Raw genomic sequence first — 25225 nt, forward strand, 5'->3', positions numbered from 1 at the left:
GACCATGACTGACTCACGCCTAAACACCCTCCGCAACTGGCTAAAAGCCCTAGAAGCTAGCTGGCAATTAGATCTTGACTCTTTGGTGCCAGCCTCGGCTGATGCCAGCTTTCGACGCTATTTCCGAATTACATCTAAAAACCCCAATTTTGGGACCTTGATCGTGATGGATGCGCCACCCCAACATGAACCTTTAGATGCCTTTATTAAGGTCGATTTATTGCTCTCAGAGGCGGGCTTAAATGTGCCAAAAATACTCGAGCAAAATCTTGCCGAAGGCTTCTTGTTATTAAATGATTTAGGCACAAAAACCTACCTGGCAGAACTTAATAATGAGACTGCTGATCATCTCTACAAAGATGCAACCCATGCACTAGTTTTAATGCAGCTGGCAAGTAAACCCGATGTCTTGCCAAATTATGACGAAGCGTTGTTACAACGTGAACTCGATTTGCTTCCTGAATGGTATTTAAAAAAACATCTCAACATTAAACTCAATGCACAGCAAATAGAGCAACTAAAAAAATCATTTGAGCTCATTATTGAAAATAATTTAGCGCAAGCAAAAGTCTATGTGCATCGCGATTACCATTCACGCAATTTGATGGTTACCGAAGAAAATAATCCCGGGGTAATTGACTTTCAGGATGCGGTTTATGGCCCCATTACTTATGACGCAGCCTCTCTTTGGCGCGATGCTTATATCGCGTGGCCAGAAGAACGAGTAATTGATTGGGTTATTAAATTCTGGGAAGCAGGTCGTAAAGCAGGGCTGCCGATGCCAAATGATTTTGGTCACTTCTATCGTGATTTTGAATGGATGGGCTTACAACGCCACCTCAAGGTGCTTGGCATCTTTGCACGGCTATATCATCGCGATGGTAAGGATGGGTATCTTAAAGACATTCCGCTCGTGCTTGAATATGCTATTGCGACAGCCAATCGTTATATTGAACTAAAGCCTTTGGCTCGCATTCTGGAATCGACTCGCATTAATAAAGACTAGTTAGATATACATAATGAGTAAGAGCAATCTCATTCCTTGTTTTTTACTTGCTGCTGGCAGAGGGGAACGCATGCGCCCTCTTACAGATGCTCTACCTAAACCCTTATTAACTATTCAGAACAAGTCTTTATTAGCCTGGCATTTAGAAGCTTTGGCTAAGGCAGGAATTCAGAATGTCGTTATTAACCATGCCTGGCTAGGCGAGAAAATTGAATTGGCCCTTGGCAATGGAGAGCAATTTAGTCTACGTATTCAATACTCTCCTGAAGGTAGTGTCCTAGAGACTGCGGGCGGCATTTGTAAGGCATTACCCATCATCGCGCCAGAAGATTACTTCCTAGTCATCAATGGCGATGTATTTAGCCCGAATTTACCAATAAGCCAGTTAGTAGAAACGACCGCCAGAATGCGCGCCTCTCCCAATAAGCCTTTGGCGCACCTATTCATGGTTCCCAACCCAGTGCAGCACCCTGAAGGGGATTTTTATCTACAAGGCTCCACTGTGGGCGACACCGAATCCGTAGACAGCGAGAAACTAACCTTCTCAGGTATTGGGATTTATCACAAAGACCTCTTTAAAGACCTGGAATTCGGAGCGCCAGCCAAGCTAGCCCCATTGCTGAGAACTGCGATGGAGCAAAATAAAGTGACTGGTGAAAAATATACCGGTCCATGGCACGATGTAGGTACACCACAACGCTTACAAGAGCTCAATGCAGCATATGAATAAACCAGATATTTATCAGCTTCGTCGGAATGAATTAGCAAAACAAATTTTTGCCAAGACTGGCGGAGGAATTGCAGTCGTCTCTACTGCGTCTGAAATTGCTCGTAATCGCGATAGTGAATTTCCATATCGTCACGACAGCGACTTTTACTACCTGACGGGCTTTGAAGAGCCGGGCGCTACGCTTGTAATGAAAGTTGATAGCAATGGAAGCAAACATCAACTTCAATCTCACTTATTTTGCAGACCCAAAGATCCCGAGCGAGAAATTTGGGATGGCATCCGTCTTGGCCCCGAAGCAGCGCCTGAAGTTTTGGGCATTGAGTATGCGCATAGCAACCAGGAGCTCGATCGAAAACTAGGTGAACTATTGGCTGATCAAGATGCAGTCTATATTCGTCTTGCAGAGAGCGCTGAAGCTGATAGGCGCTTGCGTCATTGGATGAAACAAGTGCGGGGTCAAGCCCGCTCAGGCGTGAATTCACCATCAGAGTTTCATGATATCGAGGCTCTGATTCATGAAATGCGCCTCTTTAAAGATGCGCATGAAATTGACATCATGCGTCGTGCTGCTGCTATCTCTGCTCGTGCACATATCCGCGCCATGCAAATCTGCAAGCCTGGTATGCGTGAATATCAACTCGAGGCAGAATTGCTTCATGAGTTCCGCAATAGCGGTGCCCAAAGCGTTGCTTACAACAGCATTGTTGCTGGTGGCGCTAACTCTTGCATCCTGCACTATCGCGCGGGCTCAACTGAATTGCGTAACGGCGAGCTTTGCTTAATTGATGCTGGTTGCGAACTGGATGGCTATGCATCTGATATCACTCGGACATTCCCAGTAAATGGAAAATTTACTGGCCCGCAACGTGCTCTATACGACATTACCTTAGCAGCGCAAGAGGCCGCAATTGCCATGACCAAACCAGGCAATACTTTTATGCAGCCGCATGAAGCAGCACTAACAGCCCTAACCCAAGGCCTATTAGATGAGAAGCTACTCAAGATTGCTGATGTAGGCTCACTTGAAAATGCTATTGAAACAGGCGCTTATCGCCGCTTCTACATGCACCGAACCTCACATTGGCTAGGCATGGATGTTCATGACGTAGGCTCTTATCGCGAAGCCAGCCTTGATTCATCTAGTGAAGATAAGCCATGGCGCATTCTCAAGAGCGGCATGGTAATGACGATTGAGCCTGGCCTCTATGTCAGACCAGCAGATGATGTGGATGAGAAATTTTGGAATATTGGTATTCGCATTGAAGATGATGTCGTCATTAACAACTCTGGATGTGAATTAATTTCTCGTGGCGTGCCCGTCAACGCAGATGAGATTGAAGCTCTCATGAAAAACGTCTAAAGATATTCAAAAGATGAGTGCTTCAAATTGCGACATTTTGATTCAGGGTGGCGGCCCAGTTGGGCTTGCTTGTGCCGCATGGACATTGCAAAAATTTCCAGATGCAAAAATCACGCTGCTAGATCGCAATCCAATTAGTGATGATGATCTAGCCAATGCTGACAGTCGTGGCATTGCGCTTTCACATGGGAGCAAGCTATTACTAGATACGATTAATGCTTGGCCTAAAGAATCTGCCCAAATTCATCGTGTACATGTTTCACAAGCTGGGCGCTTTGGCCGGGCTTTGATGACCCGTGAAGAACTCAACCAGGATGCGCTAGGGCATATCATTCGCTATCGCGATATCCACATCACCCTTCGTCGGGCTTTAAGGGCTATTCAAGCAAAGAGCCCCAACTTTGTTTGGCGACATATCGATAAAGAAGTTACTGAAAACAATATCCATGCCCAATGTATCGTGCATGCTGAGGGCGGCTTATTTAAAACACAAGATTGGATTGAATCTGGTCGCGACTATGGTCAGTCAGCCTTAGTAGGTTTAGTTGAAGTAGAAAATGCAGCGCCTCATCAAGCTTGGGAGCGCTTCACTGCTGAAGGTCCTTTAGCGGTTTTACCAAGTCATTACGGCCCTAATATTTTGAATCTGGTTTGGTGTGGTTCGCCAGAGTCCTCACAACATCGTTTGCAACTTGATGATGCTGATTTTTTAGGTGATCTACAAAATGAATTTGGTTCACGCATTGGTCGCTTTCTGAAAATTCAAGATCGTCGCCTATATGAACTTGGTTTGAACTATCGCAAGGAAATTACCAAAGATAATGAAGTTTGGATTGGTAATGCCGCTCAAACTTTGCACCCAGTAGCAGGTCAGGGTTTAAATCTAGGTTTACGTGATGCCTATTTGCTGGCAGAAAAATTGGTTGGCGTATTTTCTGGATCAGGAGAAGATCAATTTCCAGCAAACATACAAAATGCACTCCAAAGCTATGCTCAAAGCCGCAAAATTGACAGAACAACCACGATTGGCCTAACGGACTTTATGGCCAGAGTATTTACCTCCAATCTTGCTCCAGTGGTGCTAGCCCGTGGACTAGCTTTAAGCGCCCTTCAGTGGCTTCCACCAGTAAAGACAGCCTTAGCCCGCCAGATGATGTTTGGTAGGCGCTAAAGGGCTTAAATCGCCCCTAAATATAAGTATTCTTGATTTGATCTGTAACAAGCAATCTGCCTAAAAAATAGGCAGATTTGGGGTCGAATGTGCTAAAGTGTCATGCTTTCCGCCTAAGCCCCCATTTAGATGAACATTGGCCCTCACACCCTCGCAAATAAGCTATTTGTAGCCCCTATGGCTGGGGTAACAGATCGCCCTTTTAGGCAACTTTGCAAGAAATTGGGTGCAGGTTATGCAGTTTCTGAAATGGTGGCATCTAATGCCCTGCTTTGGAAAAGCGAGAAAACACAACGTCGCGCCAATCATGTTGGTGAATTCAAACCCATCGCAGTGCAAATCGCAGGCGCCGATCCAGCGATGATGGCAGCTGCAGCAAAAATCAACGTTGATCATGGCGCACAAATTATTGACATCAATATGGGTTGCCCTGCAAAAAAAGTTTGCAACGTAGCGGCTGGCTCCGCGTTGTTGCGTGATGAGCCTTTAGTACAGCAAATTTTAGAAGCTGTTGTGAATGCTGTTGGTGTTGGACCACATGCAGTGCCAGTTACCTTAAAGATTCGCACTGGTTGGGATCGCGAACATAAGAACGCAATCGAGATTGCACGTCTTGCAGAAAAGTCTGGCATTTCGATGTTGACGGTTCATGGTCGCACTAGAGCCGACCTATATCACGGTGAAGCTGAGTACGAAACCATTACGGCAGTTAAAAGCAATGTACGCATTCCAGTGGTTGCAAATGGCGACATTAATAGTCCGGAGAAAGCAGAGCAAGTTTTAAAGATCACCGGGGCTGATGCCATCATGATCGGACGTGCGGCACAAGGTCGCCCTTGGATCTTCCGTGAGATCAATCATTACCTTGAAACGGGTGGGAAATTACCAACCCCTGAAATCAATGAGATTCAGGCGATTATGAATGCCCATCTCTTAGATCATTATGAGTTCTATGGTGAACATATCGGCCTTCGCACAGCTCGCAAGCATATCGGCTGGTATTGCAGAGGTTTACGAGACTCACATGCATTCCGTCAACGTATGAACACTGCAGATGATTGCAAAACCCAATTACAAATGGTGAATGATTATTTTGATGAGATGAAATTGCATTCTGAGCGCTTACTATTTTTAGAGGCAGCTTAATTCCTGCCGAATCCCTGCTGTATTTTTTGTTTTTTATTTTCTTGTTTTGTATTGATAGATTGTTATGACTAATAAGCACCCAATTACCGAATGTATTGAAACCCAATTACAGGGTTACCTAAATGACCTCAAAGGAACAGCCCCAACTGATATTTATCAAATGGTTTTAGCTGTTGTAGAAAAACCGATGTTGGAATTAGTCATGCAACACGCCAAACAAAATCAATCACTGGCAGCGCAATATCTGGGCATTAACCGCAACACGCTTCATAAGAAGCTCGTTGAACATCAATTGTTGAAGTAAATATTCATCACAAAGTCATTTTCTTTTAATTAAACCCTCCGAAAACTATGATCCGTACAGCCCTTCTCTCCGTCTCTGATAAAAACGGCATCGTGCCTTTTGCTAAAGCCCTTCATGATCAGGGTGTGAAACTCATTTCTACTGGCGGCACCGCAAAGCTCCTCGCTGAAAATAATCTGCCAGTTGTTGAAGTTTCTTCGCTAACAAAATTCCCGGAGATGCTTGATGGTCGTGTCAAAACACTCCACCCCATGGTGCATGGTGGCTTATTGGCTCGTAGAGATTTCCCAGAACATATGGCCGCCCTTAAAGAGCATGGGATCGATACCATCGATATGCTCGTCATCAACCTATACCCATTTAATGAGACTGTCGCTAAAGAAAGTTGCTCATTTGAAGATGCAGTTGAAAATATTGATATTGGCGGTCCAGCGATGTTGCGAGCTGCTGCAAAAAACCATCAAGACGTTACCGTTTTAATCTCGCCTGAAGATTACGCCCCCGTATTAACAGAGATGAAGGCCAATAAGAATATCGTTTCTTATAAAACAAATTTAAGCTTGGCAAAAAAAGTATTTGCACACACTGCTCAGTATGACGGCGCTATTGCTAATTACCTCTCAGCGTTGGGCGATGATTTGGATCATAAAGCGCGTTCCGCATATCCAGAAACTTTGCATCTTGCCTTTGAAAAAGTGCAAGAGATGCGATATGGCGAGAACCCACATCAATCTGCTGCTTTCTATAAGGACATCTACCCTGTCGATGGCGCGCTAGCCAATTACAAACAGTTGCAGGGCAAAGAGCTTTCATATAACAACATTGCGGATGCTGACTCTGCCTGGGAATGCGTCAAAAGCTTCACTGGCAACGCCGGTGGCGCCGCCGCCTGCGTCATCATCAAGCATGCCAATCCCTGTGGCGTAGCTGTTGGAGCCAGCGCTCTTGAAGCCTATCAAAAGGCATTCAAAACCGATCCTAGCTCTGCTTTTGGCGGCATCATTGCATTTAATGTTCCTTGTGATGGCACAGCAGCAGAAGCCATCTCCAAACAATTTGTGGAAGTGTTGATTGCCCCTAGCTTTAGCGATGAAGCCAAAGCCATTTTTGCCGCCAAACAAAATGTACGTCTTTTAGAAATTCCCCTGGGTACCGCATTTAATACATTTGATTTCAAACGTGTTGGCGGTGGCTTACTCGTGCAATCGCCTGATGCAAAAAATGTTCTCGAAAATGAAATGCGTGTTGTTAGCAAACGTCTACCAACCCCAAGCGAAATGCATGACATGATGTTTGCATGGCGGGTTGCTAAATTCGTGAAGTCCAATGCCATTGTGTATTGCGCAAATGGCATGACTCTCGGGATTGGCGCAGGTCAGATGAGTCGTGTTGACTCTGCACGCATGGCCAGCATTAAGGCTGAGAACGCTGGCTTGAGCCTTAAAGGTTCTGCCGTTGCAAGCGATGCCTTCTTCCCGTTCCGCGATGGTTTGGATGTAGTCGTCAATGGCGGTGCAAGCTGCGCCATTCAACCGGGCGGCAGTATGCGTGACGATGAGATCATTGCTGCTGCTGATGAGCATGGTATTGCCATGATCTTTACTGGGACACGTCACTTCCGTCATTAAGAAAATAGGAAGCACTAAACAAACTTATGCGCTGGATAGGAATCGACCCAGGTTTACGTACTACCGGTTTTGGCGTCATTGATGTCGACGGCCAAAAGCTGACCTACGTAGCGTCTGGGACGATCGAAAGCGGTGATCCAGCCAAAGGTTTACCTGAACGCTTAGGCGCCCTCTACGCAGGCCTTAAAGAAGTTTTGGCAACCTACAAACCCGAGTCTGCTGCGATTGAAGAGGTTTTCTTAAATGTGAATCCTCGTTCAACACTAATGCTAGGCCAAGCAAGGGGTGCCGTGATCGCTGCCCTCGTTTCCGAAAAACTCCCTGTGGCCGAGTACAGCGCTCTGCGCGTGAAGCAAGCTATTGTTGGCACAGGTCGCGCAGCCAAGCCGCAGGTGCAGGAAATGGTGAAGCGCCTTCTAAGACTTAGTCGCGCCCCAGGTACAGATGCATCCGATGCTTTGGGTGTAGCTATTTGCGCCGCTCATCATGCACAAATACCAAAAGCAATTACTGCGGCGTTAGCGCCCAAGAAACGTAGCAAGTAAAAATACACATCACAGGTTAAGATCTCTACATGATTGGTCGCATTCAAGGTACTCTCGTTTCAATTCATCCACCTCGCCTCTTGGTGGATTGCCAAGGTATTGGTTATGAGGTTGATGTACCTATGAGCACGCTATATCAATTGCCTCAAGCCGGTCAAAAAATTACACTCCTTACGCACTTTCAAGTTCGTGAAGATGCGCAGCAACTTTTTGGCTTTGCTACCGAGACTGAGCGTGAAGCATTTAGACAACTGATTAAGATTAGTGGCGTTGGCTCCCGCACAGCACTAGCAGTTCTCTCAGGAATGAGCGTCAACGAACTCGCTCAAGCTATCGCACTACAAGAAGCAGGGCGACTGACACAAGTACCTGGCATCGGCAAGAAGACAGCTGAACGCCTATGTCTTGAACTAAAAGGGAAGCTGGCTCCAGATCTAGGTATTGCTGGTGGTAAACCGCAAGCAATTGAAGCTAGCAGTGAAGTATTGCAAGCACTTCTTGCTTTGGGCTATTCAGAAAAAGAAGCGCTCTTAGCACTAAAGCAAATTCCAGCCGATACCTCTGTTTCTGATGGTATCCGGATGGGTCTCAAGTATTTGTCTAAAGCCTGACCCTAAATAGAAGTAATCCCCAATAAGCACTACACTTGTAGCATGGCAATACATACAGACGACCTGAGCTCAATTCCTGAGGATTTACCAGAAGGCAATGACCGCATTGTGAGCGGCTCAGCCGGCAATGCAGAGGCCGTCTTTGAAAGAGCGCTGCGCCCCAAACAACTCGATGAGTATGTTGGCCAAACTAAGGCACGCGCCCAATTAGAGATTTTTATTAGCGCTACAAGAGCGCGTCAAGAAGCCCTAGACCACGTTCTCTTATTTGGACCTCCCGGCCTTGGTAAAACCACCTTAGCTCACATCATTGCCAGGGAACTTGGTGTCAACTTGCGCCAGACCAGCGGCCCTGTTTTGGATAGGCCCGGTGATCTTGCTGCTCTACTAACCAATTTAGAAGAAAACGATGTTCTCTTTATTGATGAGATTCATCGCCTCTCTCCAGTGGTGGAGGAAATTCTCTACCCGGCTCTAGAGGATTACAGCCTTGATATCATGATTGGTGAAGGTCCTGCAGCGCGCAGCGTAAAGATTGATCTCAAGCCATTCACATTGATTGGCGCGACCACCCGTGCTGGCATGCTCACCAACCCATTACGTGATCGCTTTGGCATCGTGGCAAGACTTGAGTTCTACACCACCGAAGAGCTGACCAAAATCATTAATCGCTCTGCTAGTCTGCTTAAGGCCGATATAGATCCAGATGGCTCAATAGAAATTGCTAAGCGTGCACGAGGCACTCCGCGCATTGCAAACCGCTTACTGCGTCGTGTTCGTGACTATGCCGAAGTTAAGGGAACTGGCACGATTACCAAAGCTATGGCTGATGCTGCGCTCAAGATGCTGGATGTCGATCCAAGCGGCTTTGATGTGATGGATAGAAAATTACTAGAAGCCATCTTGCACAAGTTTGATGGTGGCCCAGTGGGTATTGATAACTTGGCAGCAGCTATCGGCGAAGAACGCGACACCATTGAAGATGTGCTTGAGCCATATTTGATTCAGCAAGGTTACTTACAGAGAACCTCACGTGGCCGAGTAGCAACGCGCCAAGCTTATGAGCACTTTGGTTTAACACCGCCTAGCGGCAGCGCCAGTCTAGATATTTAAGCTAGCGTCACTTTCGCAAACTTACGTTTGCCTACTTGCACAACATAAGTTCCCACTTCAACTTTTAGCTGCTTGTCAGTAATCGTTGCGCCATCAATCTTCACGCCGTTTTGCTCGATATTGCGATTGGCCTCCGATGTTGATGGGGCTAAACCAGCTGCCTTCAGAAGATTGGCGATTTGCATTGGGGCACCGGATAGATTGACCTCTGGAATGTCATCAGGTACGCCACCCTTAGCGCGGTGATTAAAGTCTTCCAATGCTTTTTCAGCTGCAGCTTGTGAATGAAAGCGTGCCACGATTTCTTGTGCGAGCAGTACTTTGCAATCCTTTGGATTACGACCGGCGGCAACTTCTTGCTTCATGAGATCAATCTCAGCCATTGGGCGGAAAGAAAGTAATGTGAAGTAATCCCACATCAAATCATCAGAGATGCTTAAAAGCTTGCCAAACATTTCTCCCGCTGGCTCGCTGATACCAATGTAATTACCTTTGGACTTACTCATCTTGTCCACACCATCTAAACCAACTAGTAGTGGCATTGTCAAAATACATTGAGGCTCTTGACCATATTCACGCTGGAGCTCGCGCCCAACCAAGAGATTAAATTTCTGATCAGTACCACCGAGCTCTAAGTCACTCTTTAAGGCAACGGAGTCGTAGCCTTGCATCAATGGATACAAGAACTCATGTACAGAGATAGGTATGCCATTACGGTAGCGCTTTGTAAAGTCATCGCGCTCTAACATTTGCGCAACGGTATATCGCGCTGCCAACTGAATCATGCCACGCGCGCCTAATGGATCACACCATTCACTGTTGTAACGCACTTCAGTCTTAGATGGATCGAGCACCATACTCGCTTGACGATAGTAAGTCTCGGCATTAACCGCAATTTCTTCTGCGGTTAATGGTGGGCGAGTAGCGTTACGTCCAGATGGGTCACCAATCATGCTAGTAAAGTCACCGATCAAGAAAATAACGGTATGCCCTAGATCTTGTAACTGACGCAATTTGTTCAAAACAACGGTATGGCCCAAATGGATATCTGGAGCTGTTGGATCTAAACCTAATTTAATCCTGAGCGGAGTCTTGGTAGCCTGGCTACGAGCAAGTTTCTGAACCCAGTCTGTCTCAACCAATAGCTCATCACAGCCACGCTTAGTGACTTCGAGTGCTGCGTAGACTTCGGGGGTCAAAGGATATTTTTGTTCTGGTTTAGCCGTCATGCTGATTCGGATTGCTGATTCAGTTAAATTAGTAGTTAAATTGCTAAAGCATAATTGTCGCATTCCTGAGAGCACCATGAACAAACCCCACTCCCTCTATATAGGCCTCATGTCTGGCACCAGCCTAGATGGGATAGATGCCGTCCTGGCAAAGATCGGGCCCAACGGGGAAGCAAGCGCCCTGAATGCGGTGAGCACTTCCTTTAGACCTGAACTACGCAAAGCCCTATTTGAGCTTCAAAGCCCTGGGCCAAACGAGCTGCACCGGGAGAAACAGGCCGGAAATGCCCTAGCCTTAGCTTACGCAGAAGCGGTGAATCAATTGCTTCAAAAGACAAATTTGCAGGCGTCAGATATCACTGCTATTGGCGCCCATGGGCAGACCATTCGTCACCAACCGCATCTTGGCGATATGGCATATACCCACCAAACACTTAATCCTGCCCTCTTAGCAGAAAAAACGGGTATCGATGTTATTGCTGATTTTAGAAGCCGAGATTTGGCTGCTGGTGGGCATGGCGCACCCTTAGTCCCAGCGTTTCATGCTCAGCAATTTGTAGAAGATAAAAATTTAGCCATTCTCAATATTGGCGGGATTGCTAACCTCACGCTACTACCTAAAGATGGACAAGTGACTGGCTTTGACTGCGGCCCAGGAAATATGTTGATGGATGGGTGGATACAGGAGCATCAAGGTAACGCGTTTGATGAAAATGGCAACTGGGCATTGCAAGGTAAAGCTAATGAAGCACTACTTGCAAAGATGTTGGCCGATCCATTTTTTTCAAAAGCGCCGCCAAAAAGCACTGGTAGGGATGACTTTCATCTAGAGTGGTTACAAGAGAAATTGAATGGTGAAAATTATCTGTGTGAAGATGTACAAGCTACTTTGCTACATCTAACAGCACACTCAGCCATAGAAGCCTTAGTACGCTATGCCCCGCAAACCCAGAAGCTGATTGTCTGTGGAGGTGGTGCTAAAAACAATGCGCTAATGAATTTATTTAAAGTGAAGGCGCAGAATTTCTTTAAACAGCCTTTAGAAATTACAACGAGCGATTCTGCCGGAATCGATCCGCAACTAGTGGAGGGTCTCGCTTTTGCATGGCTTGCATGGACCCATAAAGAAAAACGGCCAGCAAATTTGCCAGCCGTTACGGGAGCGAAGGGCCCTAGAATTTTGGGCGCTTGCTATCCTGCTTAAATAATTAAGCTTTTTTCTTAAGCAGAGAAAGAAGATCCACAGCCACAAGTTGTTTGTGCATTTGGATTCTTAATCACAAACTGTGAGCCGTTGATGTCTTCTTTGTAGTCGATCTCAGCGCCAACTAAATATTGGAAGCTCATTGAGTCCACTAGCAAAGTAACGCCATTCTTTTCAAAGAGAGTGTCGTCCTCATTCACAGCATCATCAAATGTGAAGCCGTACTGAAAACCTGAGCAACCACCACCTTGTACGAATACGCGGAGCTTCAACTCTGGATTACCTTCTTCTGCAATCAAGTCAGCCACTTTTGCAGCAGCGCTATCCGTAAACACCAAAGGGGTTGGTGGTTCAGCTAAATCTTGTGCGGTTTGCGTAGCTAATTCGGTCATGATTCACTCCTAATTCAAAAGGGTATGTCTTATTTTAGGCTTTTAATGTCCAGTTTGCTGAAGGGTCATTACGGGGATACCGCTATCTGGGTAAGCCCCGTAGTCTCTGGCAAGCCAAACATCAGGTTTAAACACTGAACCCCCTGTCCTGAAGCCCCTTTTACCAAATTGTCTTCAACCACCAAAACAACTAAAGTATCCCCACCGCCTGGACGGTGGATCGCAATCCGAATGCCATTGCTGCCGCGCACAGAGCGAGTTTCTGGGTGACTCCCAGCTGGCATCACATCAACAAATGGCTCGTCTTTATAGAAACTCTCATAAAGCTTTTGGTAATCGACATCTTTACCAGCGTCAGTCAAGCGCACATACAGCGTTGAATGAATACCTCTAATCATCGGGGTTAAATGCGGCACAAAGGTCAAACCAATTTGATCATGTCCAGCAATCGCTTTTAAGCCTTGCTCGATCTCTGGGAGATGACGGTGTCCTTTAACGCTATACGCCTTAAAGTTATCGCTTGCCTCAGACAATAATGTGCCAATCTCTGCTTTACGCCCAGCACCAGAGGTGCCTGACTTTGAATCAGAAATAATGTGTGTGCCGTCGATCAAGTGCTTACCGCCAGTAGATTTTGGCGACAGTAAAGGGGCAAGGCCCAATTGCACAGAGGTTGGATAGCAGCCTGCCAAACCAACAACGCGTGCTTTTTTAATAGCTTCGCGATTAATCTCTGGCAAACCATAAACTGCCTCAGCCAAAATCTCTGGGCAACCGTGATCCATGCCGTACCACTTAGCAAATTCTTTAACATCCTTTAAACGGAAATCTGCAGCAAGATCCAAAACCTTGACATTGTTCGCAAGCAATTCTTTTGCTTGTGCCATTGCAACACCATGCGGAGTAGCAAAGAACACTGCATTGCATTCGCTTAATTTAGCTTCATCAGGTGTTGTAAATTTCAGATCAACACGGCCACGTAAAGATGGGAACATCTCAGCCACAGGCATACCCGCTTCCGTGCGAGAAGTAATTGCAGTGAGTTTTACCTCGGGATGCTGCGCTAATAAACGCAATAACTCCACTCCGGTATAACCAGTGCCACCTACGATGCCAACCTTAATCATGTCTTTCTCCAAAATACCGACCATGAGAAGTTTCTTTTAAAACTTCTGAATACCTCAATTGTAGAAACAAAAAGGGCCGCTTGCGCGACCCTTTCGATAAAACTTGAGCGACTGAAAGAATTAGCGCTTGCTGAACTGCTTACGACGACGCGCGCCGTGCAGACCAACTTTTTTACGCTCAACTTCACGAGCATCGCGAGTTACCAAACCTGCTTTAGACAGAGTTGGCTTCAAAGCGTTGTCGTAGTCGATCAATGCACGAGTAACACCGTGACGAACTGCACCAGCTTGGCCAGTTTCACCGCCACCAGAAACGTTTACTTTGATATCAAAGGTCGTTAAGTGGGCTGTGAGAGCCAAAGGCTGACGAGCGATCATGCGTGATGTTTCACGAGCAAAATAAGCATCGATAGGCTTACCATTAACAATGATGTCGCCTTTGCCAGATTTAATGAATACGCGCGCAACAGAACTCTTGCGGCGACCAGTACCGTAATTCCAATTTCCGTAATTAATAGCCATTTGGTTTCCTTAAATCTCTAACGCTTTTGGCTGTTGAGCCGCATGCGGATGATTGGCGTCGCCGTAGACTTTTAATTTCTTAATCATGGCATAGCCTAGTGGGCCTTTTGGCAACATACCTTTCACAGCCTTCTCCAAAGCGCGACCTGGGAAACGGTCTTGCATCTTGTCGAAGTTAGTCGAGCTAATACCACCTGGGTATCCGCTGTGACGGTAATAAATTTTGTTCAAGCCTTTTGTGCCTGTGACACGGAGCTTAGAAGAATTGATAACGACAATAAAGTCGCCAGTATCAACGTGTGGGGTGTATTCAGGCTTGTGCTTGCCGCGTAGACGGAGTGCCACTTCACTGGCGACACGACCGAGGACTTTGTCCGTAGCGTCAATCACGAACCATTCATGCACTACCTCATGGGATTTTGCAGAAAAAGTTTTCATGATTTCTCAAATTGTTATGGTCAAAAAAAATTACCCCAACCAAACTACATCCACCTTGGCCCTGCTTATGTTTGCAAGCTCGCAGATTCTGCAATTTAACTGGTACAACAAATTACCGCTGACCGGCTCGGTAATTCAGTAAAGCCTTGAATTGTAACCTAAAAAAAACCCAGGAACGAGTCCTGGGTTGGAATCCACCTATGTTTGGGTGGAGGAGACACTGGGAGGTAAGTCGCAGTCTTATACAAGACTGACTACCAATATGGTTATTCTACACAAACAATATGGTGCAACGCAAGAATATTGACCAAAATCAATTTTTTGATGCTTTTTGGCTATTTTTGCTAGCAAACAATACGCCTTAAATATTGGTAAACTATTGATAATATTGATTAATTTAGTAAGTTAGGGGTCACTACTATGGATTGTCGAGTATCTTGGTTGGGTAATGGTGGTATGGCTTTTTCTGCTGAAACTGGCAGTGGTCACCTCGTCAACATGGATGGAGCCCCAGAAGCAGGCGGTAGAAACCTAGCGCCAAGGCCCATGGAGCTCCTTTTGGCCGGTGCGGGTGGTTGCTCTGCATTTGATGTGGTTTTAATCCTACAAAGGGCCCGCCAGGCAATTAGCGGCTGCGAAGTAAACCTCCAGGCGGAACGCGCCACTGAGGATCCTAAAGTCTTCACCAAGATCAATTTGCACTTTGCGGTCAAGGGAAAAGATTTAGATCAGGCAAAAGTCGATCGCGCAGTCAAGCTGTCACACGAGAAGTACTGCTCAGCTACCACCATGCTGGCCAAAACTGCAGATCTGACTTACAGCGTAGAAATCATTGCAGAATAAGTGCAGAGTCAATCGATAAGCCGGATTCTGTCGCCTAGATTTGCATCTAGGGGCAATCATTCCTCTAGGCCGGCAGTTACCTGACGGCTCAAGCTCCCTACCCGCAGACTCAGCGGGACGCCTCATCGCCTGCTTACTTGGGATTGCTCCAGGTGGAGGTTACCGCGTTTCACCGTAACTAAATACGCTCGTCTCTGTGGCCCTATTCCTCACGTCGCCGTGGATGGCCGTTAGCCATCACCCTTCCCTATGGAGTCCGGACTTTCCTCCCCCTCAATAAAGAGGCGGCGATTGCCCAATTGACTCTGCGCCTGCAGTCTAACGCAGTCAGAGCAATTTAGCTAAGAAACTAATGATTTGAGTTTATTAAACGAGTGACCAAGCAATCGTTTCACCGGCGCGCAGTGGAACGATGGTGGTATCACCTAAAGGCAATTCCATTGGAATGCTTTGCGCTTGTTTTACCAAGGTAATTTTGTTGCTATTGCGTTGTAAAGAATAAAAGTCGGGACCAAAGAAACTGGCGAAGCCCTCTAACTTATCTAACTTGCCAACACTCTCAAATGCTTCAGCATACAAACCTAGTGCGTTAAATGCACTGTAGCAACCCGCACAACCACAGGCCGCCTCTTTAGCACCCTTGGCATGCGGCGCGCTATCAGTTCCCAAGAAGAAGCGAGAGTTACCACTTGTAGCAGCCTCCAAAAGCGCAACTCGATGCTCTTCGCGCTTCAGCACTGGCAAGCAATAATTGTGTGGACGAATACCGCCAGCAAAAATCGCATTGCGATTCATGAGCAAATGCTGAGGGGTAATGGTTGCTGCAATCGTATTTTTCCCACCAGTCACTGCATCACGAACATAGTGAGCGGCTTGCTTGGTAGTAATGTGTTCAAACACAATTTTGAGCTCAGGTAATTTTTTGCGTAACGGCTCTAATACCGTATCAATAAATACTGCCTCACGATCAAAGATATCAATATCTGCATGCGTTACTTCGCCGTGCACTAACAGCGGCATGCCAACAGCCTGCATTGCCTCTAGGGCAGCATGGCAATGTTTGAGATCGCTGACTCCAGCATCGCTATTGGTGGTTGCTCCTGCGGGATACAACTTGAATGCAGCAATACCTGCATCCTTGGCCTTACGTACCTCATCTGCAGAAGTATTATCAGTGAGATATAAAGTCATTAAGGGCGTAAAGCCACTCACCCCAAGCAACTTCAAATTAGATTCAATACGGGACTGATAAGCTTTTGCCAAATCCACAGTGGTGACTGGTGGCTTTAAATTCGGCATGATGATGGCACGTGCAAATTGACGCGCAGTATCGGCCAACACATCCTTCATGACTTCACCATCTCGAATATGCAAATGCCAATCATCTGGCTGTATCAATTGAATTTGTGTTGGGGTATTAGACATATTATTTATTAAGCAAGATGATGCGGAAGTCATTTACATTCGTAAGTGTAGGGCCAGTTTCCACTAAAGCGCTTAATTCCGCAAAGAAGCCGTAACAATCGTGTGCCATTAAGAATTTTTCTGGCGCAAGACTTGAGCTCAGGCTAGTTTGACGAATACCAGCATCAAACCACGCCCCAGCATTCTTTTCGCTGCCATCAATCCCATCGGTATCAGCAGCCAAGGCAGCCAATTTAGGGAAATCACTTGATGCTGCAAAGAGTGAGAGCAAATACTCACTGCAACGACCACCACGGCCTTTGACGCTAGCAGGGATAGTCACAGTGCATTCACCGCCAGAAATCAGGGCTAGCGGTTTATCAACCCCCTTGGCTACATAGTCGCGTACTAAGGCGGCCTGTTCTAAACCAACCTCCTGTGCCTCGCCGGTAATTGTGTCACCCAAAATAATTGGCTCATAGCCTTGATGACGAACATACTCAGCAGCAGCTTCTAGACTCTTGTAGGCAGTTGCAATGACATGATTGGATACCTGACCATCAACTAAATCGGCATCTTTTAAGGTCTCAGGAATCTCTCCTGCTAAACCTCGCTTGAGATGATCAAGAACAGATACCGGAATAGTAGATGTATCTAAATCGTATTTTTGCAAAATATTGAGTGCATCCAAATACGTAGAGTAATCAGCGGCACAAGGACCACTAGCAATATCTGTGGGTGAGTCACCTGTGACGTCAGAAATCAATAAAGCTTCCACTCTTGCGCCACGTGCAATCGCAACCCTGGCCAAGTTACCACCCAAAATTGCAGATAGGTGTTTGCGCACCACATTCATTTCTTCAATCGGGGCGCCACTTCGCAATAGCGCTTCTGTGGTCTTGCGCATGTCATCAATAGAGATACCTTCTTGAGGCAAAGTCAGAAGACTTGAGCCCCCACCAGATACCAAAGCAATCAATAAATCACCTTGCTCCAATTGCTTTGCTAATGCCAATACTTCCTTAGCCCCATCCATGCCAGCTTGATCAGGTACTGGATGCCCGCCCTCAACAATCTTGATATAGCTTGTTGGTGAGTTGTGGCCGTAACGCGTCAGCACAACGCCTTCTAATTTCGCCTGCGGCCAATTCGCTTTTGCGTAAGCTTCCAATGCGCTAGCCATAGATGCACTAGCTTTACCGGCACCCACAACTAAACAGCGCCCTTTAGGATCTTGACCCTTTGGAAATATCTTTGACAAGTTTTGAGGAACAATGACTTGTGGATCAGCAACTGCCACAGCAGCAGCAAAAGCATTTTTTAAAATATCTTCGGTGCTTTTGACCATTGGGGTCGAGGATGCGTTTTGGGTCATCAAGCTATTCTAATCAAGAGTGGCGCGCTCTTGCATCTGCCACATCTCAGCATATTTACCGTTTATCGAAAGTAATTCTTCATGGGTTCCGTGCTCCACAATTTGCCCATGATCCATTACCAAAATTTGATCGGCATGAATGATGGTTGAAAGACGATGAGCAATGATGAGTGTGGTTCGATTCTTCGCCAAGCTGAGAAGCTCTTCTTGAAAAGCGCGCTCGGTTTTAGAGTCCAGCGCTGACGTAGCCTCATCAAAAATGAGCATGGCCGGTTTCTTTAGGAGTGTTCTAGCTATAGCAACCCTTTGCTTCTCACCCCCCGATAACTTGAGACCCCGCTCACCAACTTGCGTACCATAACCCTCAGGCAAACGCTTAATAAAACTATCAATTTGCGCCGCTCTGGCTGCCTCCTGCACCTCTTCCATAGATGCGGAAGGATTGCCATAAGCTATGTTGTATCCAATCGTGTCATTGAATAAGACAGTATCTTGTGGCACGATGCCAATGGCTTTGCGCAAACTAGCCTGCGTTACATCCTGAATATTTTGACTATCAATCAAAATCCTTCCTGATTGAACATCGTAAAAACGAAACAGCAATCTTGCGAGGGTGCTTTTACCAGCACCACTTTGACCAACTACTGCGGTAATAGTCCCAGCAGGAATATTAAAGCTCACATCGCGGAGAATTTCACGCTTAGCATCATAGTGAAACGATACATGCTCAAACCGAACATCTGGACCACGATCATGATTTTCAATTTGAAGTGTCTTAGCATCTGGTGAATCAGCTATCTCTTTATCAGTATTGAGCAAAGAAAACATCCGATCCATATCAGTCAATGCTTGCTTGATTTCGCGATAGATCACACCCAAGAAGTTCAGGGGAATATAGAGCTGAATCATTAAGGTATTGACCAATACCAAATCACCCAAAGTCATCGTGCCATTAACCACGCCAACAGTAGCACGCCAGAGAATTAGCATTAAGCCAACTGCAATAATGATTTGCTGACCAAGGTTCAATACCGCCAAAGTCTTTTGTGACTTCACCGCAGCGGATTGATAGCGCAGAAGATTTTCATCGTAACGACTAGCTTCAAATGCCTCGTTACCAAAGTACTTCACTGTCTCGAAATTTAATAAGGAATCAATCGCCTTTTGATTGGCTTTTGAATCCATATCATTCATCGTACGGCGGAAATGCGTACGCCACTCAGTAACTACGACTGTGAAAATAATATAAAGAACCAAGGCGACTAAAGTAATGGCAGCAAACCAAATATCGTAGGAATAGGCGAGGTAGCCTAAGACTAAACAAAACTCAATGAGCGTTGGCAGAATGCTATAGAGAGAATAAGAAATCAGTGACTGTATGCCACGTGTGCCGCGCTCAATATCTCGACTGACGCCTCCAGTCTGACGCGCAAGATGAAAGCTCAGCGCTAAGGAATGCAAGTGCTCAAAAACCTGAAGCGCCACTTTACGAACCGCGTTCTGGGTGACCTTAGCAAATAATGCTTCACGAAGTTCTGTAAATACGGATGCAAAAATTCTTAAAAGGCCGTAGGCAACAATAATTCCCAAGGGAACAACCAGAAGTACTTGCGGTGAATTGACATTGATATTTAAAGAATCAATTAAGTCTTTCAGCACAATTGGTATGCCCAGATTGGTAACCTTGGCGGCAATCAAACAGCTAAGGGCAATCAAGACCCTAAAGCGATACTCCAAAAGATAAGGGAGCAGGTCGCGAATAACGCGCCAGTCACCGCGCCCCGCTGTTTTTGAATCTGCGCTACCGTGATGATGTCCCGATGAATGTCTCATCGCACTATCTTATTCCTTATTGGCACTGACTTTTAGCTGCTGAAAATAATTTGAGGATGGCCTCTCCATTACTAGGAGAAAAACATTTTTTAGCGGCCTCTGGGTATGGGAGCCATTCATAGGCAACATGCTCCCTAGGCGCTAGCGTAATAGGGGTGTTATTGGGAACTTCTAGTGAGAACCAATGTTCAGTGTTGCGAGTGACGCCAGGCGCATAACGAGAGCGCCAAGCAGGATAGATTTCATATTCGATCTGGTGGTGCATATTTTTCAATGCATCTTTTGGCAACCCCTCTACCGCAATACCCGTCTCTTCAAATACTTCACGGGCCGCCGCCAAAGCAAGATCTTCATCAGTAGCATCCAGGCTACCAGTAACGGACTGCCAAAAGCTCGCACGATCCGCACGCTCTATCAACAAAACATCCCCATTCGATTTGTAGATGACTACTAAAACCGATATAGGGATTTTCAAGGCGGATCTAAAAATGCTGCTTAAGTTGTTTTAAGCAGCAGGTGCAGCTTGACGCAAACGGATGTGCAACTCACGCAACTGACGCTCATCAACCGGACTAGGAGCCTGGGTTAATAAACACTGTGCACGTTGTGTTTTAGGGAAAGCAATGACGTCACGGATTGACTCAGCGCCAGTCATCATTGTCACAATACGATCTAAACCAAAGGCAATACCACCGTGTGGAGGCGCGCCATATTGGAGAGCGTCTAATAAGAAGCCAAACTTAGCTTGAGCTTCTTCCGCATCAATCTTCAATGCACGGAATACCTGACTTTGAATAGCCTCTTGGTGAATACGTACAGAACCACCACCAATTTCACTACCGTTCAACACCATGTCATAAGCCTTAGCTAAACACTTACCTGGATCAGACTCCAAGTACTTCATATGCTCATCTTTAGGGCTGGTGAACGGATGATGGCAAGCAACCCAGCGCGCTTCGCCTTCGTCGTAATCAAACATTGGGAAGTCAACTACCCACAATGGCTTCCAACCTTCAGTAAAGAGTCCGTGCTCTTTACCCCAAGCAGATTGACCAATACGCAGACGTAAATTACCGATTGCATCGTTTACTACTTTTTCTTTATCAGCACCGAAGAAAATGATGTCGCCATCTTTTGCACCAGTGCGCTTCAAGATGCCTTCAATCGCAGCGTCATGCAAATTCTTCACGATTGGTGACTGCAAACCATTGCGGCCCTCAGCCACAGAGTTGACCTTAATCCACGCCAAACCTTTAGCGCCATAGATACTGACGAACTGCGTGTAGTCATCGATTTCGCTGCGACTAATTTCAGCACCGCCAGGTACGCATAAGCCCACTACGCGGCCACCAACTTGATTGGCTGCGCCTGAGAACACCTTGAAATCAACGTCTTTCATTAAATCCGTCAATTCAGTGAACTCAAAGTTCACACGCAAATCTGGCTTATCAGAGCCAAAACGCGCCATACCTTCTGAGTAAGGCATTGTTGGGAATGGGTTCGGCAACTCGACATTCATGGTCTTCTTGAAAATATGACGAATCATGTTTTCAAACAAATCACGAATTTCTAACTCGCTCAAGAAAGCAGTTTCACAGTCGATCTGCGTAAATTCAGGCTGACGATCTGCGCGTAAGTCTTCATCACGGAAGCACTTAGTAATTTGATAGTAACGATCAAAGCCAGCCACCATTAACAACTGCTTAAACAATTGCGGAGACTGTGGCAATGCAAAGAACTGACCATCATGTACACGTGATGGAACTAAATAATCACGCGCGCCTTCTGGCGTGCTCTTAGTGAGCATTGGTGTTTCGATATCGATAAATCCTGCGTCATCTAAATAACGACGGCACTCCATCGCAACGTTATAACGCAAGCGCAAATTCTTTTGCATTTGTGGACGACGTAAATCTAATACACGATGAGTCAAACGAGTGGTCTCGGATAAATTCTCATCGTCGATTTGGAATGGTGGTGTTACAGACGCATTCAAGATCACTAAACTATGGCAAAGAATTTCTACTTTTCCACTAACCAAATCTACGTTCTCAGTGCCGGCAGGACGCGCACGCACGAGGCCTTTAATCTGAATACAGAACTCACTACGCACTTGCTCGGCAAGGGCGAACATCTCTGGGCGATCTGGATCGCAAACCACTTGAACAAAACCTTCGCGGTCACGCAAGTCAATAAAGATAACGCCTCCATGGTCACGGCGACGATTCACCCAACCAGAAAGAGTGACTTCTTGACCAATCAGTGAATCGGTTACCTGGCCGCAGGTATGGCTTCGCATCGACATAACAATTTCCTATAAATCAAAAATGGTGTGGTAACTGCGTTGCAGTTATGCCACTAGAACTATTGGGAGGAACAGAGCCCATGGAAACAATATGTTTCAGAGCCTCTTCTACACTCATCTCTAATTCAATCGTTTGCGCACGGGGCACAATCATGAAAAAACCAGAGGTAGGGTTTGGGGTTGTTGGTAAAAATACGTTGACGTAATCTTCGCCTAATTTCGAAGTCACTTCTTTTGCAGGAGTGCCTGTTTGAAAAGCAATCACCCATGAGTCAGCATGGGGATAACGAATTAATAGTGCCTTGCTAAAAGCTTGGCCGCTTCCAGAAAATAAAGTGGAAGATACCTGCTGAACACTTGAATAAATAGAACGAACAATTGGAATACGGTTGATCTGCTTATTCCACATCCGGATCCACCACTGACCAGCAAAACTAATTGCCACTAAACCAGTAGCCATAATCACGGCGATCACAATCAAAATGCCAACACCAGGCAGTTCACGGAAATGCTGCAAATCTCCAGCAAATTGACGCGGGAACACTGTGATGATGGCCTGCATTACAGAACCGAATACGCCGTCGAGCAGGCCCAAACCCCATGCAATCACCCAGATGGTGATCGACAATGGTGCCCAAACGAGGATGCCTGCGATAAAGTATTTTTTCATGTGTTCTGCCTAACCCGCTATTTTAGCGGGTTAGCAGCCAATCAGGGAGAGACTAATAAAAGCCCAGGCTGATAATCAAAATTCCCGCCAAAAACCCGCCAGCAAAGAGCAAAGCGCCAGCCAGCAGGCGATGAGTGCGTCTTTCTTGGAGCAAAAGAGCCTTTAGAACCTCAATTTCGCCGTTTTGGTCTTTTATGGGATTTCGTCCTTGAGCCAGACTTTCGGCTATCAAACGAGGCAATGTGGGCAGAATCTTGGCCCAAGTAGGAGCCTCTTCCTTTAAGCCATCCACTAAACCACGCCATCCTAATTGCTTACTTACCCATCTCTCCAAAATCGGCTTGGCTGTTTTCCAAAGATCCAGATCAGGATCAAGTTGACGAGCCAGACCCTCTACATTCAAGAGCGTTTTTTGCAATAAAGTTAGTTGCGGCTGAATTTCTACCTTAAAGCGGCGTGAAGTTTGGAATAAACGCATCAACACAATACCCAGAGAAATTTCTTTTAGTGGGCGATCAAAGTAAGGCTCACAAACTGAACGTACTGCACCCTCTAATTCTTCAACACGAGTATTGGCTGGAACCCAGCCTGATTCGATATGCAATTCGGCAACACGTCGATAATCACGATTAAAGAATGCTAAAAAATTCAATGCTAAATAGTTTTTATCAGTCTCACTTAATGCACCAACGATTCCAAAATCAAGTGAAATGAAGCGGCCAAATGTTTCTGGCTCCAAGCTAATCATAATGTTGCCAGGATGCATATCGGCATGGAAGAATCCATACTCAAATACCTGGGTAAAGAATATCTCTACGCCATCAGCGGCCAGCTTTTTAAAGTCAACTCCAGCCTCTCTTAGAGCGGCAGTCTTTCCAATCGAGATGCCATACATTCTCTCCATCACAATGACATTGGTATGACAAAGATCCCAATACATTTCAGGAATCATGAGTTTTTGAGAGTCTGCAAACTGCCTACGTAATTGGCTTGCATTAGCAGCCTCGCGCATGAGATCTAGCTCGTCGTGCAAATACGTATCAAACTCTGCTACGTTCTCACGGGGCTTTAAACGGCGACCATCCTCAGAGCTTTTTTCAATCACTTTAGCAAGGTCATACATCAATGCTAGATCGCCGTTAATCACCGGCAGAATGCCGGGACGCAGAACTTTAATTGCTACTGCACGACCTTCCCACTCTGGACGCTTATCTGTACCACGCAAGACTCCAAAATGCACCTGCGCTACCGAGGCGCTAGCAACAGGAGTTGCATCAAAACTAATAAACACTTCCTCAATCGGTTGCCCTAGATCTTTCTCAATTAAGCGGCGAGATTCTTCATTTGAGAATGGTGGTACTTGATCCTGCAGCTTAGCCAACTCATTAGCGATGTCTTCTGGCAATAAGTCGCGACGCGTAGAAAGAACCTGACCGAACTTCACAAATATCGGACCCAGTGCTTCTAGTGTTAATCGAATGCGTTCACCTCTAGGCAAATGTGTGCCAGGAGAAACCCAACAAAGCATGGTTAAGAAACCACGGCGAATGCCTGGTCTTAAAAGATCGCGAAGCAATGGCAACAAGCCATAGCGCCAAGCTGTAAAAAATATGAAATAAAGACGAGCAATGCGACGCACGATTATTTAGCCTTTTGCTCTAAAAGTTGAATACGCTTTTCCATGCGATCCACCGATTCGCGTAATTCGCTTAATTCAGATTTACGCACCATAAAATCTCGCTTATTTAAAAGCACCTTTCTCTCTTCGCTGACATACTCCACTACATTGTCCAGCAAATCACCAGCAGCAGAGCGAGTAGCGGAGACAAACTTTTTCCCCTGTCTTACCGCAAAGTTTGCTGGTGCATCGCCCACTAAACGCGCTAAATCTTCCTCGTACTCCCAACGCAGCTGTCCAGCAAGACGACCCAATAGTTGAGCCAAGTCTGCATCGCCAGTAATTTTTACCGCCTTGAAGGCTTGCTCGCGTAATGAACCAGTGCTGCCAGCCAAATCACTCAGCGCCTTTGAGGAAACCTCTAGAGTAAGTGCAGGAGCCTCAATTTCTTTTAGGCTAGCCAATAAACCATCAGGCTTTATCTCAAAACATAGGTCGCCCAACGGAAGCTGCAACAAAATGGTTTTATTAGCATGGCGAGACAACTCAGCACATGCCCATGGCTCACTAGCTAAAACATGATTAATCCCCCGGCAGGCAGCGCTGGAGGCAATCGTATGGGTGGTTGAGAAACGTGTGTTCATAAGTGTA

At 46.1% G+C, this 25225-nt stretch carries 25 protein-coding genes and 1 other RNA gene; 12 read left to right on the forward strand and 14 right to left on the reverse strand.

Translation table 11 applies throughout. The features are described 5' to 3' along the window. Positions 1-4: 4 nt before the first annotated feature. From ICN19_RS07265 to ruvB, 10 genes are all read left to right on the forward strand, one after another. A complete protein-coding gene (locus ICN19_RS07265; RefSeq protein ID WP_216246607.1) occupies positions 5-1006 on the forward strand; it encodes an aminoglycoside phosphotransferase family protein in 1002 nt (333 codons plus the stop codon). 13 nt (positions 1007-1019) lie between these two features. Then, the gene (murU, locus tag ICN19_RS07270; RefSeq protein WP_216246610.1) at positions 1020-1736 is read left to right on the forward strand and encodes an N-acetylmuramate alpha-1-phosphate uridylyltransferase MurU; all 717 of its coding nucleotides are present in this window, start codon (positions 1020-1022) and stop codon (positions 1734-1736) included. After that, positions 1729-3096: an aminopeptidase P N-terminal domain-containing protein gene (locus tag ICN19_RS07275; RefSeq protein WP_370625183.1), complete on the forward strand. Its 1368-nt coding sequence runs from the start codon at positions 1729-1731 to the stop codon at positions 3094-3096. Before murU ends, ICN19_RS07275 begins: the two co-directional genes overlap by 8 nt. Positions 3097-3109: 13 nt before the next feature. Continuing rightward, positions 3110-4267 carry an FAD-dependent monooxygenase gene (locus tag ICN19_RS07280; RefSeq protein WP_216246614.1) on the forward strand — a complete coding sequence of 386 codons (1158 nt, stop codon included), beginning with the start codon at positions 3110-3112 and terminating at the stop codon, positions 4265-4267. Positions 4268-4396: 129 nt separating this feature from the next. Next, positions 4397-5413, forward strand: a complete 1017-nt coding sequence (gene dusB, locus ICN19_RS07285; RefSeq protein WP_216246616.1) for a tRNA dihydrouridine synthase DusB — start codon at positions 4397-4399, stop codon at positions 5411-5413. A 64-nt stretch (positions 5414-5477) separates the two neighbouring features. Further along, positions 5478-5717, forward strand: a complete 240-nt coding sequence (locus tag ICN19_RS07290) for a helix-turn-helix domain-containing protein (RefSeq protein WP_068319558.1) — start codon at positions 5478-5480, stop codon at positions 5715-5717. A gap of 47 nt (positions 5718-5764) precedes the next feature. Beyond that, positions 5765-7345, forward strand: coding sequence for a bifunctional phosphoribosylaminoimidazolecarboxamide formyltransferase/IMP cyclohydrolase (purH, locus tag ICN19_RS07295; protein WP_216246619.1), 1581 nt, complete (start codon positions 5765-5767; stop codon positions 7343-7345). A 26-nt stretch (positions 7346-7371) separates the two neighbouring features. Next, positions 7372-7890, forward strand: coding sequence for a crossover junction endodeoxyribonuclease RuvC (ruvC, locus tag ICN19_RS07300; protein WP_216246621.1), 519 nt, complete (start codon positions 7372-7374; stop codon positions 7888-7890). Positions 7891-7919: 29 nt separating this feature from the next. Continuing rightward, complete coding sequence (ruvA, locus tag ICN19_RS07305; RefSeq protein WP_216246622.1) at positions 7920-8501, forward strand: Holliday junction branch migration protein RuvA; 582 nt, start codon at positions 7920-7922, stop codon at positions 8499-8501. A 42-nt stretch (positions 8502-8543) separates the two neighbouring features. After that, the gene (gene ruvB / locus ICN19_RS07310) at positions 8544-9614 is read left to right on the forward strand and encodes a Holliday junction branch migration DNA helicase RuvB (protein ID WP_216230898.1); all 1071 of its coding nucleotides are present in this window, start codon (positions 8544-8546) and stop codon (positions 9612-9614) included. Here the strand turns inward: ruvB and tyrS are convergent. Further along, the gene (gene tyrS, locus ICN19_RS07315) at positions 9611-10843 is read right to left on the reverse strand and encodes a tyrosine--tRNA ligase (RefSeq protein ID WP_216246625.1); all 1233 of its coding nucleotides are present in this window, start codon (positions 10841-10843) and stop codon (positions 9611-9613) included. The two genes, ruvB and tyrS, sit on opposite strands and share 4 nt — an antisense overlap. Before the next feature lie 76 nt (positions 10844-10919). Here tyrS and ICN19_RS07320 point away from each other — a divergent pair, with 76 nt between their 5' ends. Next, complete coding sequence (locus ICN19_RS07320) at positions 10920-12047, forward strand: anhydro-N-acetylmuramic acid kinase (RefSeq protein ID WP_216246627.1); 1128 nt, start codon at positions 10920-10922, stop codon at positions 12045-12047. A gap of 17 nt (positions 12048-12064) precedes the next feature. Here ICN19_RS07320 and erpA read toward each other — a convergent pair whose 3' ends face one another. From erpA to rplM, 4 genes are all read right to left on the reverse strand, one after another. After that, positions 12065-12439, reverse strand: a complete 375-nt coding sequence (gene erpA, locus ICN19_RS07325; RefSeq protein WP_088526457.1) for an iron-sulfur cluster insertion protein ErpA — start codon at positions 12437-12439, stop codon at positions 12065-12067. Between the two features lie 68 nt (positions 12440-12507). Then, the gene (gene argC / locus ICN19_RS07330) at positions 12508-13566 is read right to left on the reverse strand and encodes an N-acetyl-gamma-glutamyl-phosphate reductase (RefSeq protein WP_216246922.1); all 1059 of its coding nucleotides are present in this window, start codon (positions 13564-13566) and stop codon (positions 12508-12510) included. Positions 13567-13686: 120 nt separating this feature from the next. Beyond that, a complete protein-coding gene (gene rpsI / locus ICN19_RS07335) occupies positions 13687-14088 on the reverse strand; it encodes a 30S ribosomal protein S9 (RefSeq protein WP_011903720.1) in 402 nt (133 codons plus the stop codon). 9 nt (positions 14089-14097) lie between these two features. Next, entirely contained in the window at positions 14098-14526 is a 429-nt protein-coding gene (gene rplM / locus ICN19_RS07340) for a 50S ribosomal protein L13 (RefSeq protein WP_011903721.1), read from the reverse strand. A gap of 420 nt (positions 14527-14946) precedes the next feature. Between rplM and ICN19_RS07345 the strand changes: the two genes are divergently transcribed. After that, the gene (locus ICN19_RS07345; RefSeq protein ID WP_216246629.1) at positions 14947-15369 is read left to right on the forward strand and encodes an OsmC family protein; all 423 of its coding nucleotides are present in this window, start codon (positions 14947-14949) and stop codon (positions 15367-15369) included. Here ICN19_RS07345 and rnpB read toward each other — a convergent pair. The 9 genes from rnpB to ICN19_RS07390 all read right to left on the reverse strand — a co-directional run bounded on the left by rnpB (position 15370) and on the right by ICN19_RS07390 (position 25218). Continuing rightward, positions 15370-15676: RNase P RNA component class A (gene rnpB / locus ICN19_RS07350), an RNA gene on the reverse strand. 59 nt (positions 15677-15735) lie between these two features. Beyond that, a complete protein-coding gene (gene pyrC / locus ICN19_RS07355) occupies positions 15736-16794 on the reverse strand; it encodes a dihydroorotase (RefSeq protein WP_216246631.1) in 1059 nt (352 codons plus the stop codon). Position 16795: 1 nt separating this feature from the next. Further along, a complete protein-coding gene (locus tag ICN19_RS07360; protein WP_216246633.1) occupies positions 16796-18148 on the reverse strand; it encodes a glycerate kinase in 1353 nt (450 codons plus the stop codon). A gap of 9 nt (positions 18149-18157) precedes the next feature. Then, positions 18158-19981, reverse strand: coding sequence for an ABC transporter ATP-binding protein/permease (locus ICN19_RS07365; RefSeq protein WP_216246634.1), 1824 nt, complete (start codon positions 19979-19981; stop codon positions 18158-18160). A gap of 16 nt (positions 19982-19997) precedes the next feature. Continuing rightward, on the reverse strand, positions 19998-20456 hold the full coding sequence (nudB, locus tag ICN19_RS07370; RefSeq protein WP_216246636.1) for a dihydroneopterin triphosphate diphosphatase: 459 nt from the start codon (positions 20454-20456) through the stop codon (positions 19998-20000). Between the two features lie 30 nt (positions 20457-20486). Continuing rightward, on the reverse strand, positions 20487-22286 hold the full coding sequence (gene aspS, locus ICN19_RS07375; RefSeq protein WP_216246639.1) for an aspartate--tRNA ligase: 1800 nt from the start codon (positions 22284-22286) through the stop codon (positions 20487-20489). A 16-nt stretch (positions 22287-22302) separates the two neighbouring features. Then, complete coding sequence (locus ICN19_RS07380; protein WP_216246641.1) at positions 22303-22956, reverse strand: DUF502 domain-containing protein; 654 nt, start codon at positions 22954-22956, stop codon at positions 22303-22305. 52 nt (positions 22957-23008) lie between these two features. Further along, positions 23009-24595: a ubiquinone biosynthesis regulatory protein kinase UbiB gene (ubiB, locus tag ICN19_RS07385; protein WP_216246643.1), complete on the reverse strand. Its 1587-nt coding sequence runs from the start codon at positions 24593-24595 to the stop codon at positions 23009-23011. Between the two features lie 2 nt (positions 24596-24597). Beyond that, positions 24598-25218, reverse strand: a complete 621-nt coding sequence (locus tag ICN19_RS07390) for an SCP2 domain-containing protein (protein ID WP_216246645.1) — start codon at positions 25216-25218, stop codon at positions 24598-24600. Positions 25219-25225: the final 7 nt, after the last annotated feature.

It is taken from the genome of Polynucleobacter sp. AP-Capit-er-40B-B4, from assembly GCF_018882245.1.
Classification (GTDB): domain Bacteria; phylum Pseudomonadota; class Gammaproteobacteria; order Burkholderiales; family Burkholderiaceae; genus Polynucleobacter.

Coding starts and splice junctions, on each gene's coding strand:
- ICN19_RS07320 (WP_216246627.1), top strand. CDS start 10,920: ATGAACAAACCCCACTCCCTCTATATAGGCCTCATGTCTGGCACCAGC.
- ICN19_RS07365 (WP_216246634.1), bottom strand. CDS start 19,981: ATGAGACATTCATCGGGACATCATCACGGTAGCGCAGATTCAAAAACA.
- ICN19_RS07390 (WP_216246645.1), bottom strand. CDS start 25,218: ATGAACACACGTTTCTCAACCACCCATACGATTGCCTCCAGCGCTGCC.
- ICN19_RS07265 (WP_216246607.1), top strand. CDS start 5: ATGACTGACTCACGCCTAAACACCCTCCGCAACTGGCTAAAAGCCCTA.
- ICN19_RS07290 (WP_068319558.1), top strand. CDS start 5,478: ATGACTAATAAGCACCCAATTACCGAATGTATTGAAACCCAATTACAG.
- rplM (WP_011903721.1), bottom strand. CDS start 14,526: ATGAAAACTTTTTCTGCAAAATCCCATGAGGTAGTGCATGAATGGTTC.
- ICN19_RS07380 (WP_216246641.1), bottom strand. CDS start 22,956: ATGAAAAAATACTTTATCGCAGGCATCCTCGTTTGGGCACCATTGTCG.
- murU (WP_216246610.1), top strand. CDS start 1,020: ATGAGTAAGAGCAATCTCATTCCTTGTTTTTTACTTGCTGCTGGCAGA.
- ruvB (WP_216230898.1), top strand. CDS start 8,544: ATGGCAATACATACAGACGACCTGAGCTCAATTCCTGAGGATTTACCA.
- erpA (WP_088526457.1), bottom strand. CDS start 12,439: ATGACCGAATTAGCTACGCAAACCGCACAAGATTTAGCTGAACCACCA.
- ICN19_RS07275 (WP_370625183.1), top strand. CDS start 1,729: ATGAATAAACCAGATATTTATCAGCTTCGTCGGAATGAATTAGCAAAA.
- ICN19_RS07360 (WP_216246633.1), bottom strand. CDS start 18,148: ATGACCCAAAACGCATCCTCGACCCCAATGGTCAAAAGCACCGAAGAT.
- argC (WP_216246922.1), bottom strand. CDS start 13,566: ATGATTAAGGTTGGCATCGTAGGTGGCACTGGTTATACCGGAGTGGAG.
- ICN19_RS07345 (WP_216246629.1), top strand. CDS start 14,947: ATGGATTGTCGAGTATCTTGGTTGGGTAATGGTGGTATGGCTTTTTCT.
- dusB (WP_216246616.1), top strand. CDS start 4,397: ATGAACATTGGCCCTCACACCCTCGCAAATAAGCTATTTGTAGCCCCT.
- ruvA (WP_216246622.1), top strand. CDS start 7,920: ATGATTGGTCGCATTCAAGGTACTCTCGTTTCAATTCATCCACCTCGC.
- ICN19_RS07280 (WP_216246614.1), top strand. CDS start 3,110: ATGAGTGCTTCAAATTGCGACATTTTGATTCAGGGTGGCGGCCCAGTT.
- ruvC (WP_216246621.1), top strand. CDS start 7,372: ATGCGCTGGATAGGAATCGACCCAGGTTTACGTACTACCGGTTTTGGC.
- purH (WP_216246619.1), top strand. CDS start 5,765: ATGATCCGTACAGCCCTTCTCTCCGTCTCTGATAAAAACGGCATCGTG.
- aspS (WP_216246639.1), bottom strand. CDS start 22,286: ATGTCGATGCGAAGCCATACCTGCGGCCAGGTAACCGATTCACTGATT.
- pyrC (WP_216246631.1), bottom strand. CDS start 16,794: ATGTCTAATACCCCAACACAAATTCAATTGATACAGCCAGATGATTGG.
- tyrS (WP_216246625.1), bottom strand. CDS start 10,843: ATGACGGCTAAACCAGAACAAAAATATCCTTTGACCCCCGAAGTCTAC.
- rpsI (WP_011903720.1), bottom strand. CDS start 14,088: ATGGCTATTAATTACGGAAATTGGAATTACGGTACTGGTCGCCGCAAG.